The sequence below is a fragment of the Bombilactobacillus sp. ESL1202 genome (genome assembly GCF_058107125.1).
The window spans coordinates 1-14659 of record NZ_JBYLTX010000002.1 but is presented as its reverse complement, the minus strand read 5'-3'; the positions used below and the strand labels follow the sequence as shown (position 1 = coordinate 14659).

The 14659-nt window shown below is 31.2% G+C and carries 19 protein-coding genes; 2 read left to right on the top strand and 17 right to left on the bottom strand.

Annotated elements, in window-relative coordinates:
• The 14 genes from AC3B7A_RS09005 to AC3B7A_RS08940 form a co-directional block, all read right to left on the bottom strand.
• On the bottom strand, positions 1 to 876 hold the full coding sequence (locus AC3B7A_RS09005) for a class A sortase (RefSeq protein WP_489756593.1): 876 nt from the start codon (positions 874 to 876) through the stop codon (positions 1 to 3).
• Positions 877 to 1837: 961 nt separating this feature from the next.
• A complete protein-coding gene (locus AC3B7A_RS09000) occupies positions 1838 to 1930 on the bottom strand; it encodes a putative holin-like toxin (protein ID WP_489756592.1) in 93 nt (30 codons plus the stop codon).
• A 349-nt stretch (positions 1931 to 2279) separates the two neighbouring features.
• Positions 2280 to 2372, bottom strand: a complete 93-nt coding sequence (locus AC3B7A_RS08995; RefSeq protein WP_489756591.1) for a putative holin-like toxin — start codon at positions 2370 to 2372, stop codon at positions 2280 to 2282.
• A gap of 133 nt (positions 2373 to 2505) precedes the next feature.
• On the bottom strand, positions 2506 to 2961 hold the full coding sequence (locus AC3B7A_RS08990) for a hypothetical protein (RefSeq protein ID WP_489756590.1): 456 nt from the start codon (positions 2959 to 2961) through the stop codon (positions 2506 to 2508).
• A 261-nt stretch (positions 2962 to 3222) separates the two neighbouring features.
• On the bottom strand, positions 3223 to 3534 hold the full coding sequence (locus tag AC3B7A_RS08985) for a hypothetical protein (protein WP_489756589.1): 312 nt from the start codon (positions 3532 to 3534) through the stop codon (positions 3223 to 3225).
• A 30-nt stretch (positions 3535 to 3564) separates the two neighbouring features.
• Complete coding sequence (locus AC3B7A_RS08980; RefSeq protein WP_489756588.1) at positions 3565 to 4278, bottom strand: hypothetical protein; 714 nt, start codon at positions 4276 to 4278, stop codon at positions 3565 to 3567.
• The gene (locus AC3B7A_RS08975; RefSeq protein WP_489756587.1) at positions 4271 to 4684 is read right to left on the bottom strand and encodes a hypothetical protein; all 414 of its coding nucleotides are present in this window, start codon (positions 4682 to 4684) and stop codon (positions 4271 to 4273) included. The genes AC3B7A_RS08980 and AC3B7A_RS08975 overlap by 8 nt, the downstream gene beginning before the upstream one ends.
• A gap of 434 nt (positions 4685 to 5118) precedes the next feature.
• Positions 5119 to 5325 (bottom strand): hypothetical protein, encoded by a 207-nt coding sequence (locus tag AC3B7A_RS08970; RefSeq protein WP_489756586.1) that lies wholly within the window; start codon positions 5323 to 5325, stop codon positions 5119 to 5121.
• A 1-nt stretch (position 5326) separates the two neighbouring features.
• Entirely contained in the window at positions 5327 to 5467 is a 141-nt protein-coding gene (locus AC3B7A_RS08965) for a hypothetical protein (RefSeq protein WP_489756585.1), read from the bottom strand.
• Positions 5464 to 5718, bottom strand: a complete 255-nt coding sequence (locus AC3B7A_RS08960; RefSeq protein WP_489756584.1) for a DUF3850 domain-containing protein — start codon at positions 5716 to 5718, stop codon at positions 5464 to 5466. Before AC3B7A_RS08960 ends, AC3B7A_RS08965 begins: the two co-directional genes overlap by 4 nt.
• A 121-nt stretch (positions 5719 to 5839) precedes the next feature.
• Positions 5840 to 6091, bottom strand: a complete 252-nt coding sequence (locus AC3B7A_RS08955) for a hypothetical protein (protein WP_489756583.1) — start codon at positions 6089 to 6091, stop codon at positions 5840 to 5842.
• A 33-nt stretch (positions 6092 to 6124) separates the two neighbouring features.
• Complete coding sequence (locus AC3B7A_RS08950) at positions 6125 to 7126, bottom strand: hypothetical protein (RefSeq protein ID WP_489756582.1); 1002 nt, start codon at positions 7124 to 7126, stop codon at positions 6125 to 6127.
• A 34-nt stretch (positions 7127 to 7160) separates the two neighbouring features.
• Positions 7161 to 8324 carry a hypothetical protein gene (locus AC3B7A_RS08945; RefSeq protein WP_489756581.1) on the bottom strand — a complete coding sequence of 388 codons (1164 nt, stop codon included), beginning with the start codon at positions 8322 to 8324 and terminating at the stop codon, positions 7161 to 7163.
• 6 nt (positions 8325 to 8330) lie between these two features.
• Entirely contained in the window at positions 8331 to 9170 is an 840-nt protein-coding gene (locus AC3B7A_RS08940) for a class A sortase (RefSeq protein ID WP_489756580.1), read from the bottom strand.
• A gap of 251 nt (positions 9171 to 9421) precedes the next feature.
• On the opposite strand from AC3B7A_RS08940, the gene AC3B7A_RS08935 reads away from it, so the two are divergent.
• Together AC3B7A_RS08935 and AC3B7A_RS08930 are read left to right on the top strand one after the other, a co-directional pair.
• Positions 9422 to 10891: a hypothetical protein gene (locus AC3B7A_RS08935; RefSeq protein ID WP_489756579.1), complete on the top strand. Its 1470-nt coding sequence runs from the start codon at positions 9422 to 9424 to the stop codon at positions 10889 to 10891.
• Positions 10892 to 11184: 293 nt separating this feature from the next.
• A complete protein-coding gene (locus AC3B7A_RS08930; RefSeq protein ID WP_489756578.1) occupies positions 11185 to 11424 on the top strand; it encodes a hypothetical protein in 240 nt (79 codons plus the stop codon).
• A 689-nt stretch (positions 11425 to 12113) separates the two neighbouring features.
• On the opposite strand, the gene AC3B7A_RS08925 is transcribed toward AC3B7A_RS08930, so the two are convergent.
• The 3 genes from AC3B7A_RS08925 to AC3B7A_RS08915 all read right to left on the bottom strand — a co-directional run bounded on the left by AC3B7A_RS08925 (position 12114) and on the right by AC3B7A_RS08915 (position 14238).
• A complete protein-coding gene (locus AC3B7A_RS08925) occupies positions 12114 to 12263 on the bottom strand; it encodes a hypothetical protein (RefSeq protein ID WP_489756577.1) in 150 nt (49 codons plus the stop codon).
• A gap of 150 nt (positions 12264 to 12413) precedes the next feature.
• Entirely contained in the window at positions 12414 to 13010 is a 597-nt protein-coding gene (locus AC3B7A_RS08920; RefSeq protein ID WP_489756576.1) for a DUF1642 domain-containing protein, read from the bottom strand.
• Between the two features lie 40 nt (positions 13011 to 13050).
• Complete coding sequence (locus tag AC3B7A_RS08915) at positions 13051 to 14238, bottom strand: replication initiator protein A (protein WP_489756575.1); 1188 nt, start codon at positions 14236 to 14238, stop codon at positions 13051 to 13053.
• Between the last annotated feature and the right edge of the window lie 421 nt (positions 14239 to 14659).

The window sequence follows — 14659 nt, the reverse complement described above, 5'->3', positions numbered from 1 at the left end:
CTAATTTTTGAGATTGAACACACCTTTTTTACCAAATTGACTAATCGCCCGTGTTTTAACCAACTGACCAGTAACTACTATTCTTTGAATTGGATGCAAAACACCTTTTTGCTCAAAACAAGTAGCTAAAGTAATTAATGGTCTCTGATCCTTGGTTTCTGTTAAAACTCTTTGATCGTCTAAAAGATCAGCAGCCAAAGGGTTCTTAACGTTTCGAATTTGACTTTCTAAAACCTTAAATATGTAGACTCTTTTCGAATCTCTAACGTATATTAGCGTGCCTTTTTTAGCAGCTATGTATTGGTTTGCCATACCCGGTTTCACCAAACCAGCAGGTGCTAGTTTAGTCTGCAAATTAGAAAGAAACCAATTTTTGGCATAGCTCAATTTGATATAGTTATGTGCTTCAATCGCGAAATTTTTTTGACCTAATTTTTGACCATATTTTGCTGTACCTCCGCCCCAAGATAGCGTACTTTGACTAATACCTTCAAATACTGGCAAATCAATCTTCAACTTTGGAATTGCCAACTCGGCCCGTAAAACAAGATTAGATTGACCATTTTTCCGCTGTTCCAGAAGAGTACTAAAGTCTGGTACTGCCACCTTTGAATCGTATTTAAAAGTTCGCTTCTTGGAAATTTTGGGAGATTGATCATGTATCTTTTGATTTTTAACTAAAACTGCTTGGTCCTTAACGGCTTTTGAACTTTGGTGGCTTGGAGAATAGTACCAAATAGCACCTAAACCAATAGCAGCTACTAAAACTGCACTACCAGAACTAAGCTTCCATTTGAGACTTCTACTCTCCCACCAATCTATCAAAGAATCTTTCAAATCAAGTAACCAATCAATTAAATTTCTTAAAGTATCCATAGTCAACCTCAATCCCACTTTTAATTTTAACTACTTTTTTCTCAAAAAAAACAATTAAACTGAAAATAACCTAATTTAGTTCGGAACCACTAAATTTTTAGTAAATTTACCGTTTGTTTTGTAAAAAACAGTGCTAATATGATATTAGCATATTTTTAGTCATAGTGAAAAAGACCCTGATTTTTTTAATCAGAGTCTTTTGAGGTTTTTCTATTGCTAAATCTTTAAGGGTACAAAAACTCTTGAACCACTTTTCCAGTATCTTCGTGTTTTTCTATTGCTAAATCTTTAAGGGTACAAAAACAGGCGAACATTACGACATTAGTGATACGGAGTTTTTCTATTGCTAAATCTTTAAAACACGTTCAGTATAGCATAGTTTCAATTTATGTGTTATCATTGGTATTGAAAAAGGATCAGCGCGTAAACACCGATCCTTTAGTAAAGTTGCTAAGACAGCGACTATTCATTATTAAATATTTTTTAAATAATCGCTAGCTCTGCTCGGCTAAGGCGATTATTTTTTTGTCTTGTTTTTCAACTTGACAATTTCTACAACCGTACGTACTCCATTAACAAAACTGTTAACAAAGTAAGCAATGGCTAGTAGTTTCAATTGGCTAATCCTTTCTTTAGGATCTGGAATTACAGTTTTTACACCATAAGCACCACTCCCTTTCCAGGAATAGCCACCGCCTTAGCATTTAACTTTACTGTTTCTATTATATCATAAAAAGCGTTACAAGTCCTTATGTATCAACGGTTTTAGTGATTTTTAATTTTAAAAATATAACTTCTTATTAGCAACATTATATGTAATGTGTTATCATTGGTATTGAAAAAGGATCAGCGCGTAAACACCGATCCTTTAGTAAAGTTGCCAAAGCGGTAACTATTCTAAATTTAAATCATTTGAAAATAGCTATCAGCCCTGCAAGGCTAAGACAGCTATTTTTTTGTATCAACGATCATTATGCTGATCAATATATGATAACAACGCTATGATAAACATACCGAATGTTAGCATTAATTGAAGAGCGTCTGATACTGACACCTTGCTAATCCTTTCTGTAGGATCTGGGTTTACAGTTATTACACCATAAGCACCACTCCCTTTCCAGGAATAGCCACCGCCTTAGCATTTGCTTTACTGTTTCTATTATATCATAAAAAGCGTTACAAGTCCTTATGTATCAATGGTTTTAGTGATTTTTAATTTTAAAAATATAACTTCTTATTAGCAACATTATATGTAATGTGTTATCATTGGTATTGAAAAAGAGTCAGCGCTCGAAACACTGACCCTTTTGTAAAGTTGCCAAAGCGGTGACTATTCAAATTTTTTATAATATATTCAAATAGCTATCTAGCCTGGCACGGCTAAGGACAGCTATTTTTTTGTATCAACGATCATTATGCTTATCAATATATGATAACAACGCCATGATAAACATACCGAATGTTAGCATTAATTGAAGAGCGTCTGATACTGACACCTTGCTAATCCTTTCTGTAGGATCTGGGTTTACAGTTTTTACACCATAAGCACCACTCCCTTTCCAGGAATAACCACCGCCTTAGCATTTAACTTTACTGTTTCTATTATACCATAAAAAGTCTTATAAATCCTTATGTGTCAACAATGTTAGGATTGATAATTTTTAGTAAGCTCCCCTCTTTTTCAGTTGGAAAACCAAAAAATCCGTTCTCAATATAATCCTTAAGTTGATGCTCTTTAGTTTGATGAAATTCAATCTCAGGCAATGAATGCCCTTTCAATGAATTGTTTTCAAACCATGATCCATAAATCATACCAGATACCGTTAAAGAACATTTAACTGCCAAATTATCAAAATCCGAATTATAAAATATGACAAACGGACTAGTTTGCTGTTCATCAAGTTCAAGTAAATCTTTATAGCGACCATTTGGTCGTTTATCAAAATAAATAGTGTGATCTACTTTTTCTTCATCATCCGAATTTTTCTTCAGTTCACTCAAACCATTGAACATGTAGTCAATAATTTGATCTGTTGCCCAAGTCCACTCTTCAATTTGCTTCTCTTGATCCTTGGTAATTTGCATTTTAAGTTTTCCTCCTAACAATCCAATACTACTCGAATCCTACAACTTCCCCACTGTCTACGTCAAGTCTGGAACTATGCCGAGAGAGTTAAAAATAAAAAACAGAAAACTAAAGTAAGCGCAAACTTCTAGTTATATAGAAATTCATAATAATTGACCCAAATCAAACATTTAATTACAATGTAATTATGAGCTGTGGAATCTCTACGGGGACCACCGCGAGAAAAGATCACATCAATCGAAGATGTGGTCTTTTTTATTTTAGTAATCCTCATATAAACTTTGCATCCAGCAAACAATTATTCCTATAACTAAAATTAAAACACCCAAAATTGGTAAAAAAGCAAAATATTTAATCAGTGAAATGAATATCTGAACCATTAAACTATGAAAAGTTGTAGGTACCGATCCTGTAAATGTAATTTTTATCAGTAAGAAAAAGGCAATCATTACTGATAAAATAATAGCTGAAATTCCAATTAGTTTACAGATTAACTTAAATAAAAAATGACGCAGTTCAAGTAATAAATCAGACCAATCTTTTCTTTTTATCTGTCTTATTATTTTATTCATTTATAATATCCTCGACATGAATCACAATTTTTAACCATGAACCATGTTATTTTTAACCAGATAATCCTCAAAACAATCTCTAAAATCAAGTGCTTCTTTTCTAGGAACCTCTCCATATGCTTCTGTTAAAATGGCTGCAAACAATTTACTTTGTAAATCGTAATTGTTTTTGCTGATATTACTGAAAGAACTTCCAAAAATAGAAGGATTTAATCCATAAGAACGTTTGAACTTCTCAAACATATAATGAGAAATATTTTCATGTTTAGAGTTACTCCAAGAATAATCAAATGCTAGAAAGAAACCAAATAGCAAAAAATGATTAGCATCAGGATTGTTACTGAGCAAATGTTTTTTGGATTGAATGGTTGCCTGTTCCTGAAGAACTTCTATGTCTTGGCATGTAACATTTACTTGAATTGAAACGGAATTATTTTTAACGCTAGGAGTAAATTTTTCTATATATTTATTATCATGAAATTTGTCATCATAAGATATATAGCATTTACTCTTACAAACCACTTCCAATTTAAATTTTATTCCAGTTTTAGAAAATTGATTCATCAAAAGTTCAAAACGGTCAATTATTTGACAGAATAGCATCAATATTTCCACTTGAAATTTCGTTTTTCGCGTTTCACAGACAGAAATTCCTTTATCATTCAAAAAATCAATTAATTCTTTTTTTGGCAATACATCAAACCTTTTTGAATATTTACTCGGAAAAATACTATTATTATTCATGATCTTTTTTATTCCTTTCCACTGGTTTAGCATTAAATGAATTTATTAAATCTATTAAACTTTCAGTTTTTGATTGGCCAGGGACAGGAGAACTAAATTCAATTTCAACTTGTTCATCACTACCGTCAAATTCTTTCACAAATTCACTCAAAATATCGTAAACGATAACTGTTGCGGCATTGTAGAGCGACTTTACTTCTTTATCATCTTCACCTGTATCCAAATTTCGTAGTAAAATTTGATTTTCTAAATAAATAAAACTAGCCAATAATTGCTCAGTACTTAATACCACGCTATGTTTTTCTCTCATTAATATCACTCCAAGTTTCTGATTAAACATATTTATGCTCATTTTAAAGTTATTTTTAATCGCATCGCAATTAATTAAAAATTCCACAAAAGCCAATAATCATACCAGCTGCTATAGAACCCAGCATCCACCCATCCACCAATACCCTAATAATACTTTCACTCCTTGGCTATGCGAATTAACGTCAAAAGCAAAAACAAGGTTCCCAAACTCCTCGTAATGTTAATCAACATTAATGCACTAGTACCTAATGATTGTCGCTTTTTTGAGAAACATAGGGACATAAAAACAAATAATAAGCATAGTGCAAAGCCAATAAAATCTATTCTATCCATAAAGTTTAACCCTCTACAATTAAATTTGTTTTATAACCATTTAATATCATAAAAACTTGATTATTATTGCCATAGAGCAGACAAGCAATAATAAACACATAACAGCAATCCAATACTCTTAATTCCTTTTCTAAGGCTCTTGACCGAACCGTACTACCATTTAAAATATTAATATAAATACTATTAGTTAGGTTTCTATTCTATTACACTTTTGTAGACTCCCATGGCTTCAACAAGTAATCTTTTATCTTCTTCTGTTAACAGCATGATATCTCCATCAGTGGTTGTACATTCCCGTAGACGTTTTACTGAGCAATTTGGAGTTCTTGGAGTAATTGTTGTCACTTGTTGAATATTTACATAATTATTACCATCTTCCAGTTGAACCAACATTGGATTCATTTTAATTATCCTCCATGGATTCTTGAAGCATTTGAACGATTAAATTGTCCATGCTCATTTTTTGATTTTTTGAAATGATCTCTAATTGCTGCCGTAAAGAATCTGGCATTTGGATATTCATTAATACATATACATTATTCATTTATACAACTCCTCTATTTTCTTAAAACCTAAAATAATGAATTTAGAACTCTTTTTAATTTTGGTTACATGTGACACTGAAACACAAATTGACTGACCTGTACATTCGTGAGTTATAGGGCTCGACTCTCGTAAAATCAAACGATCTCCCACTCTAAAATCACGATCATTTTTAAATATTTCGACAGTTTTATATCCTTTAATTATGTCAGTAAAATCTTCGGGATAGATTTTTATACTATGGATTGTCATTTATTAAATCACCTTTTACCCTTTCTCTTTAGGTTATCTCCATACTCCTTGGGCAACATTCTTGCAGAATAGTGGTAAGCATTAAATGATCTCCTTTATTTATTCATTGGCCATTTATGAATTAATATAAATCCTTGTCATTAAAGTCAACTGTTGTTCCTTCAGGCATTAGGGAATAATCTCCACCCAATCGTTCAGGAATTAAAACATTTCTTAAGTCTTCAGATTTTAACTCAGCATCAAGTATCGTTTGCTCTAATGATAAACGATCAAAATCATTGTTTTCTATTATCTTAGAAATATCTAAGTAATCTTTTCGAATCGAAATCACAGTATTTTTAATAAATTTTTTGTTCTGCTTACTTAACATCATCAACAACTTCTTTCAATATTAGCTTTTCCCAAATCAAAATGAGTAATGTAACTCATCTATGCTCAAACTTTGACCATTTTCTAACTCAACATGCACGTACTGGCTTTCAAAATATCCAGCAAATCTTTCTATTAAACCAACATCAATATGTTGATTATTATTACAGCAATCACCCAAAGAATCTAAAATCTCTGATGCTTTAATAGTTTTAAATTTGCCATCAAGATATTCTTCCCAAATTAAATTGTCATCATTTAATTTGTTGATCATGGTTTGAACTGAATCTAAATCCACTATTAGTGGCACATAATCTTTCGAAGCTAAAACGATAGAACGTTGTCGATAGCTAGAATTTATGAGTTGAAATAATAACTTCCAACCTACTTCATTATTGGGTGATGGTAAGGAAAAGATGAAGTCCGATTGTTTGTCAAGGTAGTACAGCTGATTTTTGAGCCAATCAAATGCTTTTAACATTGATTTAATTGAGCTTACGTATTCGATATATCGATGCTTAGGATCATTATTATTCAAAAAATCAGCATCACTTTTTAAGTTACTAGCTATTTCTTGAATAGTTAAGTGGTTCCAAGTACCAACTTTTTCAGACGAATTAAAAATGACTTGAACGTGAATATAGTCCAAATTAAAGCTGAAATAATCCCTATATTTCTTATTATTTAAAATATAAATTGGATCATTTTTATACTGTTCTAGCCACTTCAAATATAAGCTAAACTTTCTTTTCATAATACTGACCAGCTGCTGTGATCTAATATTCTCAATCAAATCATTAACGGTCTTAATTTTAGAATTTTCGCCCAAGTTAATTTGTAAATACGAATTTTCTAACACAAACGTCACGTTACTACTTATAGGCGCAACTGCTTCTACGAAGTCATTAAAGTAAGCTGAGTCTAAACTTGTTAAACTCTGATTAACTAAGTAAGAATTTACTTTATTCAATAAATCCAAAATTTGATTATGTGCTTTTAAAATATTCGTGTTATAAATACTTAAACTATTATTAAACACAAATTTAACCCCTTTATTATTTGTAAACTTACATCTATTTTTTCAATGATTTGGAAATATTGTGCAAAATTTCAATTGATTGCTTTTTCGTTGGTTTGGGAAAAACAATATCCACTAAAATTGAATCTGGATTATGCTTGACTTCTTTAAAAACTAATTCTTTTTTGCTATTTAAATTGATCTCCCTTTGTTCAAATGAAACAGTTTCTTGCAAATAATTAACAGAATATGGTTTTAACGCCAAAATTGGAATATGTCTTAAAATATTGTGCCCATTTTTCACAATATGCTGTAATAAATCATCAGCTTCAACACGTTGAAAAGTACTATTTTCATAAACTTCAAAAACAGTACTTTCATTGTTTGTCAATAAAGCCATCATCTGCTCAGCAGCTGGAATACTGATAGTTGAAATTACAGGGGTAAAATTAGGATGTAAATAGAAGCCGGGTGTTCTTAATTGCGGAAAAACACAGTGAAGCAAGAAAAACCAAGTTAAAGAATCCTTAGCGTCTGGTAATGATAGCTGATAATCATCTCCTAGATCATGTTGCAATGTAATTAATTCTTGCTTTAATGCATTAGCTGCAATCATAGAAGATTTTGGAGTTAATACAACTTCCTTAAATTTAATATCCTTATCTACGTTATTTAAATTCTTCAAAGTTTGGTTTAAAACATCCGCATTCGAAACATAAGGATAAACTCCTTGCAATTGATAAGTTTGCTTTTTATTTTTTTTAGCAAACGGATTAGTATCTTCCCATGTTAAATGCGTTATTTTGATTTTAAATCCATCAAACTGTTTACCATCAAAATAATCAACTTCATATAGCCCCTTTGAATCTAGCCAATTAATTATCTTCTTAAACTTGGCTTTAAATTCATCTATACCTTGATTTTGCTTGATTTGATAAATCACTTGATTAATAGTTGTAATTTTAGAATTAACACCTAGAGCTATCTCAAAAATAGGAACATCTAAAGATTTACTAGCATGAACGTGAACTTGAACATGAGTGGAAAGTGGAGCTATTAAATTTAATACCTTTTTTAACCCTGTTTGATAAACTACTACATCAGTTCCGCGATCATTAAACCTTCGACTTTGATCCTGAATGCTTTTTACTAAATTTGTTACAGTAAGTTGAACACTGCGATAAGATTTATTGTCGAGTAAAAAATTGTAATCACGCATAATTATTTAATTAACTCCTTTAAAATATTTCAAATGTTTGAATTGGGCCTTTGCTACAGAACTAGTTTGATTGGCTGTAATTACGATCCTTTTCTTAGAGGGATTCTGTGTCGAATTGTCTGTTTGCACATATTCTGTGACTAATGTAAGCATAGCCTTGCTATGTTCATTCATATCACTCACAATGCTTGAGAGTTCTCCAGCGTCTTTAACATCAACACTATTAACTTTATATGTTGTAACGTTAACACCGTCGTAAGCATATATATCTCGATTTATTTTCAAATCAATTAAGGACCTATCTGGAATTCCGGATAATCCTACTTTGGATTGTAAATTAGTTAGTAACAGTCTTTTCCCAAATTTAACACTACGATAATTATGGCCAAAAATAGAGTAATTTCCTTGACCAAAACGTTGGCCACCCTTCATAGTTCCTAGTCCACTAGAAATAGATTGATCTGACATACCTTCGTAAACTGGTTGCCAAATTTTTAGATCTGGGATTGCTATTTGACCACGATAACTTAGATTGGAATTATTTTTACTATTTTGTAATAGCTGATCAAATCCAGGTCTAGTTGTATTCAAGTTATATGTAAATTGGCCATTAGGTGGATAACTACTTGGTTGTATTTTAGAAACTGAAGTAATCTGTTGCTTATCGTACAGTTTTGATTTATGTGTATTAGACCCAAAGTATAATAGATTTCCGATTACTAACAAAAATCCAACTAAAATTATCAAAATTATCTTAGTTCTTGTAGAAAGGTCCAAAACCAAATCTGTCAGCCAATACCAAAAATCAAACCATCTATCACTCAAAAAATTAAGTACTATTTTCATATTAACCACTTTTCTTATTTCTTATTTTAGTTACGAATTTAATAAATTCACAATCTAGTTAATTAAGACTTTTCTCTTTTTAACAAATTTAAAATCTAATTAAAACTATTCTAACACAGAAAATTGCAAAACAAACGGTAATTTCCCAAAAATTTGGGAAACCAATAAGTAATTTTGACAGCTTAATCCAATGATCCCCTTTCGATGATATAATTCACATGATTGTTTAATTAAGAATGGAGGATAAAGCAATGAAATCTAGATTAATCAACGCATCTATTTGTTCTTTAACATTACTAGGTATGCCGATAGTTAACCAGCTAAATACTGTCCAAGCTACTAGTTTTGCTAGTAAGAGTTCAGCATCAACACATACTGATAATTTAGCTTTTAAGCCAAAAAATGCTGCTAGTTTTAGCAGTAAATATTCTGATGGAGCTATTATTTCTAACAATAATGTTTCAATTAATGGTAAATCTGCTAAGTTTACTAATCGTGGCTTTGCCACCATTGGCAATACTACTTATTTTAAAGACGGCTCTATTTTAAGTAATGATGTCTTAAAACAGCCTGGTAAAGCTGATGTTCACATTAGTTACGATGGTGAAAAAACTTTCCGAGATGGGACTGTGATCACTAATAACATCGCTTTTTTTGCTGACGGGTTAGTTGTTAATTTTAATAACGTAGATCAGAAAACTTTAAATAAATATCAAATTCAGAGAAATAAAGGAAACGAAACTGTTACCCGCGAAGGCTATACATATTCGCTAAAAGACGGTACTGAAACTTATAACAGTAAGGTCTATTCTCCTGTAAAAGATAGCGATTCGTTTAAGGGAGATAAAACTTTTAGTGAAGATGCTAATAGTAAAACATCAGGAATTGATCCAAATAACGATCAAGCAACGACTTCTGATACCGATTCAGCAACTACTGGAAATGCGACAAGCAAATACAAAAATCCGGCTGACATGGTGGTTTCTTTCCAAGACACACACAATACAACTTTAAAAAATGATATTACACTAACCGGCGAACAGGATAGTTACGATAATCAGCTTGCCCAAACAATCAAGCAAAATAAAACTATCACAACAAATAACGGTTCAACCTATAAACTAAAATCTGTTGAAATAAACGGTCAGAAAATTCTTAATTTTGATGACAATGGAAATCCAACGTCTACAGATAATTCAAACACTTCAAGTCAAGACAACAGTAACGGTAGTGGTTACAGTAATACGGATTCAAATGGAAATTCAAATAGCTCAGACAGTTCTTCTACCACACCTGCTAATGGCGTTAACTCAAAAAGCGTAGACTATGATTCCACCGATAATAGTCCAGATAATGCTACTAAGCCTGACATTGAGTCGGGTTCTACAGGCAGTGATGACACTAATAGTTCACAAAACCAAGATTCTAACAGTTCTAGTTCAAGTAACGGTCAAAGTTCTAATTCATCAAGTAATGAAACAGATAACACGGACAATGAAGATTCAGGATCAATAGAACAGGCATTACAACCGTATCAAGATCAATTAAAGTATTCCGGATCCCACACTAACAGAGTTATTCTTATTTATGATGGTGATGGTCAAGGAGCTGGTATGGATGGTAATAGCAACAATCAAGATGGTGATGCACTGCCAAACACATCAACAGCAAAAGAAAGTTCCTGGAGTTTGGTTTTAGACTTTCTCAAAAATCTATTTTAGTCAAAATAAAAGACAGCTTGAATTTAATCAGCTGCCTTTTTTATATGCTCTCTATTACAAGTACAAGATTTATTGATCCTCATTGATCCTCGTAAGCATCCAAAACGTCTCTTTCCCTCATCCAATTAGGTTGATCATCATCTTCGCTATCAAAATCATACTGATTATTAAATTCTGGTTTCATCAAAATACCTCCTATCCCTTTACAATTAATTATATCACCAAAGAAACCTTGCGGAGCAAGCTCCGCCAAAACAAATGTGTAACAATAAAATATTAAAGAGGTAATCAAAATGAAGAATAACGTTGAATTAAATGAATTAGTATTAATGGATAATATTGATAATGTTTACTACTATGATGATGATTTTGAAGTATACAATCAAATGTTTACTTGGAAATCACTTGAAGATAAAGAAACTTTTGAAAAATATATAGACACGAAAAAAATGATTAGAGACTTAATTTACTCAGGCGAATTAACCAAATTTGTAGGTAATAGTATTAATGGATATTTATCCTACCCATACTAACTATAAAAAAAGAGTGTAGAAAGGAATGAAAGTCATGAACACAGACTATACAGTTGAAAATAATGACTTGAATAGCTATTCTTTAGAAGAACAAGATAACTATAATCAAGTATATAGAGAACGCTAATTAAGAGCGTTCTTTTTCTTTTACATAAGGCTTAAATGCTAAGGCGGTGGCTATTCCTGGAAAGGGAGTGGTGCTTATGGTGTAATAACTGTAAACCCAGATCCTACAGAAAGGAGTAGTAAAGTGTCTCCATTTGAGATTCTTGAGCTTATCATTACTGTCATCAAAGCTATATTTGATGCAGTAATGCGGGTTCTTGAATATATCAAAAAGAACGCAAAATAGCCATCTTAGCTAACAGCTGAGATGGCTTTCCTAAATAATAAATAGCCACACTTAGCGGCCTTATAGAACTGATATTATTCACTTAATATCGGTTCTTTTTTGTATAATTATATGATAACATATTTTAACAAAAAAGACACAACCAATATTATTGGATTAATGCCCTTTTTATTGTTCAATATAATATATTTGAAGTTTAAATCAATACATTTTCTATTGTACCATAAAAGTGACATTAGTTTAGCTATTATCATCCAATATGCCACGTCAAACGCATTAAAACATAAAAAGTTCGCTTATTGATTATTCCTTGCCAATGCTGTTTGAAATAAATCAACTACTTGGGCAAAATACTTTTGGTGTTTGCATAGTTATTTGTAATCGGTGTCGCCGCATGCTGATTCGTTTTTGCTTGAACTTTATATTTTTCAAAATAAAAATGACGGTTTTGCACCACTTTTTTATTTCGATCTTCATGGATCTTCATGGAATGGTGATATTAGGCTTAATATAGTTGCTAAAATCATTCATGAATAAGTCAAGTCCTCACTGTCTTAAGTGAGTATAGAATAACAGATTATTCAGCTTCAGTCAGTAAAATTTTGATGCGTTTGACGTGGCAATATACAAGCTTATTTCAATTTACTAATTCGGCAAATTGCTTAAATTGTGGAAAATTATTTTCTATTTCTGACATAGTAAATTTATTTTTATAAGAGTCATCTATTTGTTCATTACTTCCAAATTCCCATTCAGCAGCATTACTAAGTGTATTTGGATCAGTCTGCAAATAAGCACATCCCGACTCTTTTTTGAAGTGAATGTAATACTGTGGATTAGGATCTTTTTTTATGGTCCAACCGAATTGATATGCATTAAAAAGAGTCAATATTCCATTGTCTTTGGCCCATAAAACAGTATTTGCTTCATCACTGTTGTCAGAGTTTTCATCAAAATCAGAGACTATGCTTTTAACTAATTTTTCCAAAGTCATATTACCATCAGTGATCGAAACCAAGGTATTTGCTACATAACATGGAACCTCAACTTTGGGTATCTCAAATGATAATTTTGGATTATAACAGTTTCTTATTGCAAATTTTATTTTGTCACTAATACTGTCTAAAATATTGGCTCTAAGCATCTTAGTGGCATTCACAGGTTCACTACTTACTCCGCTTCTAAGATAGTTTAATTGTTTTTGTACGGTACCTAAATCAATATCAATTTTCATTGATTTAATAATCTCCTTTTTAGTTTTTTAACGTCACTAATTAATATAAAGTTTTTTGAATACTGCCGTATTTCATAACAGCTAGTGCATCATTAACTGTTTTAACGCCTTCTTGAATCCAATTATTAGCGATTGTCTCAATTAATTGAAATGATAATTGGCCTCCAGTTTGAAGTGAAACATGGTTTACCAGCATATTAATTACTGATGCATCAAATATATTTAGACTTACTAGACGATTAACAACGTTTATTTCGTAATTTTCGACTGGTTGATTCCTAAATCCTTTAATATATACCAAGAAGTCAATTGGATTAAGTTTTTGGGCTTTTTCCGTGAGAACTTGGGCATCGTCTAATTTTTCTGCATAATTATTTAATTCTTGATCATTTTTTATTTTTTCTTTTGACTCTTTTTCTATCAAATAGTTGTTAACTATTTGACTAATGTATCTAAGTGGCTGCCTTACATTTCTTAATGATGTTTCTTGTAAAATTTTTCTTAGTTCAAACTCACCTATAATTTTCATCCAAATATTCAATGACCTACCCTGCCATTTTGTTGGCCAGAAATTAAAGTATTGATGAAATTGAAAGATACAGTTAAATAAACTTCTATTTTCATCATCGGTATTTGTTTTCATATCGTATGAATGCTGGTTGATTGTTGTATTATATCCTAAATCCTCAACCCCATCACTAAAACCTAAAACACTAGTGTTCAAATTTTGAATTGTGCAGAATTCAATTTTTGAATTGTGGAAATTACGCATGCTTTCTTTTCTGTGGATAACTTTTTTCATTAACTGATCATCTGTATCTGTAGTATTTACATTTTCGTTTTTTTCTGGAGTCATTTCTTTTTTTGTGACATCCTGAATATTGTGATCAATTGGTTTTAATAGATATAGACGATTGGCTTTTTGGGTGTTTTTCATAATCAGTAATCCAGCGTTAACTAACTTTTGTTTTACGCGAACTATTTTGCCAATACTCCACTTTAATTTTTCGTGAAGTTGATCGTTAGTGTAAATTAAATAAGGATTGCCATTTTTGTCTAACCAATTATTATGAATAGAACAAGATAACCTATCTAAAAAAACGCCGAATAGGTATGCAGCATCTGTATCAAGCAGGTCTTGATATATACCTTCTCTCAGATAAACACACTTCGGCGTAGTTACGTTGTTATATTCTTTAAAATCTATAACTTTATATAAAGTTGACATGTTGAGCCTCCGTTTTAGCGTAGCTCACACGGTGTTAAATATTGTATTCTAATATTTTAAATAGTTCAAAATTGTTTGACAAAGACTTACAAAAATCCTATAATAGTTTTTGTAAAGAAGCAGATATGATTTAGCCAATCATTTTTGTTTAAAATTAGAAGAGATTTTTCCGTGTGAGCATCAAGAACTCCAATTCTTGATGCTATTTTTTTATTTAAAATTAGTGAGAAAACTTAAAGCTGTGGATAACTTATTTTGGTAATATCTTTTTTCCACAATTCGAATTATATTACATAAATTAAATAGCGTCAACTAGCAATGTATCTTTGAGAACTTTATTTTTGCAATCTGTTTTGGAATTTTTTATGAAAATCCAACTATATTAGTTGTTCAACTATATTGATTTAAATAAGTTTGTTAT

Excerpts from the sequence above, each read along its gene's own strand:
- AC3B7A_RS08925 (WP_489756577.1), bottom strand. The coding sequence starts at position 12,263 with ATGAAGATCCATGAAGATCGAAATAAAAAAGTGGTGCAAAACCGTCAT.
- AC3B7A_RS08960 (WP_489756584.1), bottom strand. The coding sequence starts at position 5,718 with ATGACAATCCATAGTATAAAAATCTATCCCGAAGATTTTACTGACATA.
- AC3B7A_RS08915 (WP_489756575.1), bottom strand. The coding sequence starts at position 14,238 with ATGTCAACTTTATATAAAGTTATAGATTTTAAAGAATATAACAACGTA.
- AC3B7A_RS08920 (WP_489756576.1), bottom strand. The coding sequence starts at position 13,010 with ATGAAAATTGATATTGATTTAGGTACCGTACAAAAACAATTAAACTAT.
- AC3B7A_RS09005 (WP_489756593.1), bottom strand. The coding sequence starts at position 876 with ATGGATACTTTAAGAAATTTAATTGATTGGTTACTTGATTTGAAAGAT.
- AC3B7A_RS08930 (WP_489756578.1), top strand. The coding sequence starts at position 11,185 with ATGAAGAATAACGTTGAATTAAATGAATTAGTATTAATGGATAATATT.
- AC3B7A_RS08955 (WP_489756583.1), bottom strand. The coding sequence starts at position 6,091 with ATGATGTTAAGTAAGCAGAACAAAAAATTTATTAAAAATACTGTGATT.
- AC3B7A_RS08945 (WP_489756581.1), bottom strand. The coding sequence starts at position 8,324 with ATGCGTGATTACAATTTTTTACTCGACAATAAATCTTATCGCAGTGTT.
- AC3B7A_RS08990 (WP_489756590.1), bottom strand. The coding sequence starts at position 2,961 with ATGCAAATTACCAAGGATCAAGAGAAGCAAATTGAAGAGTGGACTTGG.
- AC3B7A_RS08985 (WP_489756589.1), bottom strand. The coding sequence starts at position 3,534 with ATGAATAAAATAATAAGACAGATAAAAAGAAAAGATTGGTCTGATTTA.
- AC3B7A_RS08965 (WP_489756585.1), bottom strand. The coding sequence starts at position 5,467 with ATGAATAATGTATATGTATTAATGAATATCCAAATGCCAGATTCTTTA.
- AC3B7A_RS08940 (WP_489756580.1), bottom strand. The coding sequence starts at position 9,170 with ATGAAAATAGTACTTAATTTTTTGAGTGATAGATGGTTTGATTTTTGG.
- AC3B7A_RS08935 (WP_489756579.1), top strand. The coding sequence starts at position 9,422 with ATGAAATCTAGATTAATCAACGCATCTATTTGTTCTTTAACATTACTA.
- AC3B7A_RS08980 (WP_489756588.1), bottom strand. The coding sequence starts at position 4,278 with ATGAATAATAATAGTATTTTTCCGAGTAAATATTCAAAAAGGTTTGAT.
- AC3B7A_RS08970 (WP_489756586.1), bottom strand. The coding sequence starts at position 5,325 with ATGAATCCAATGTTGGTTCAACTGGAAGATGGTAATAATTATGTAAAT.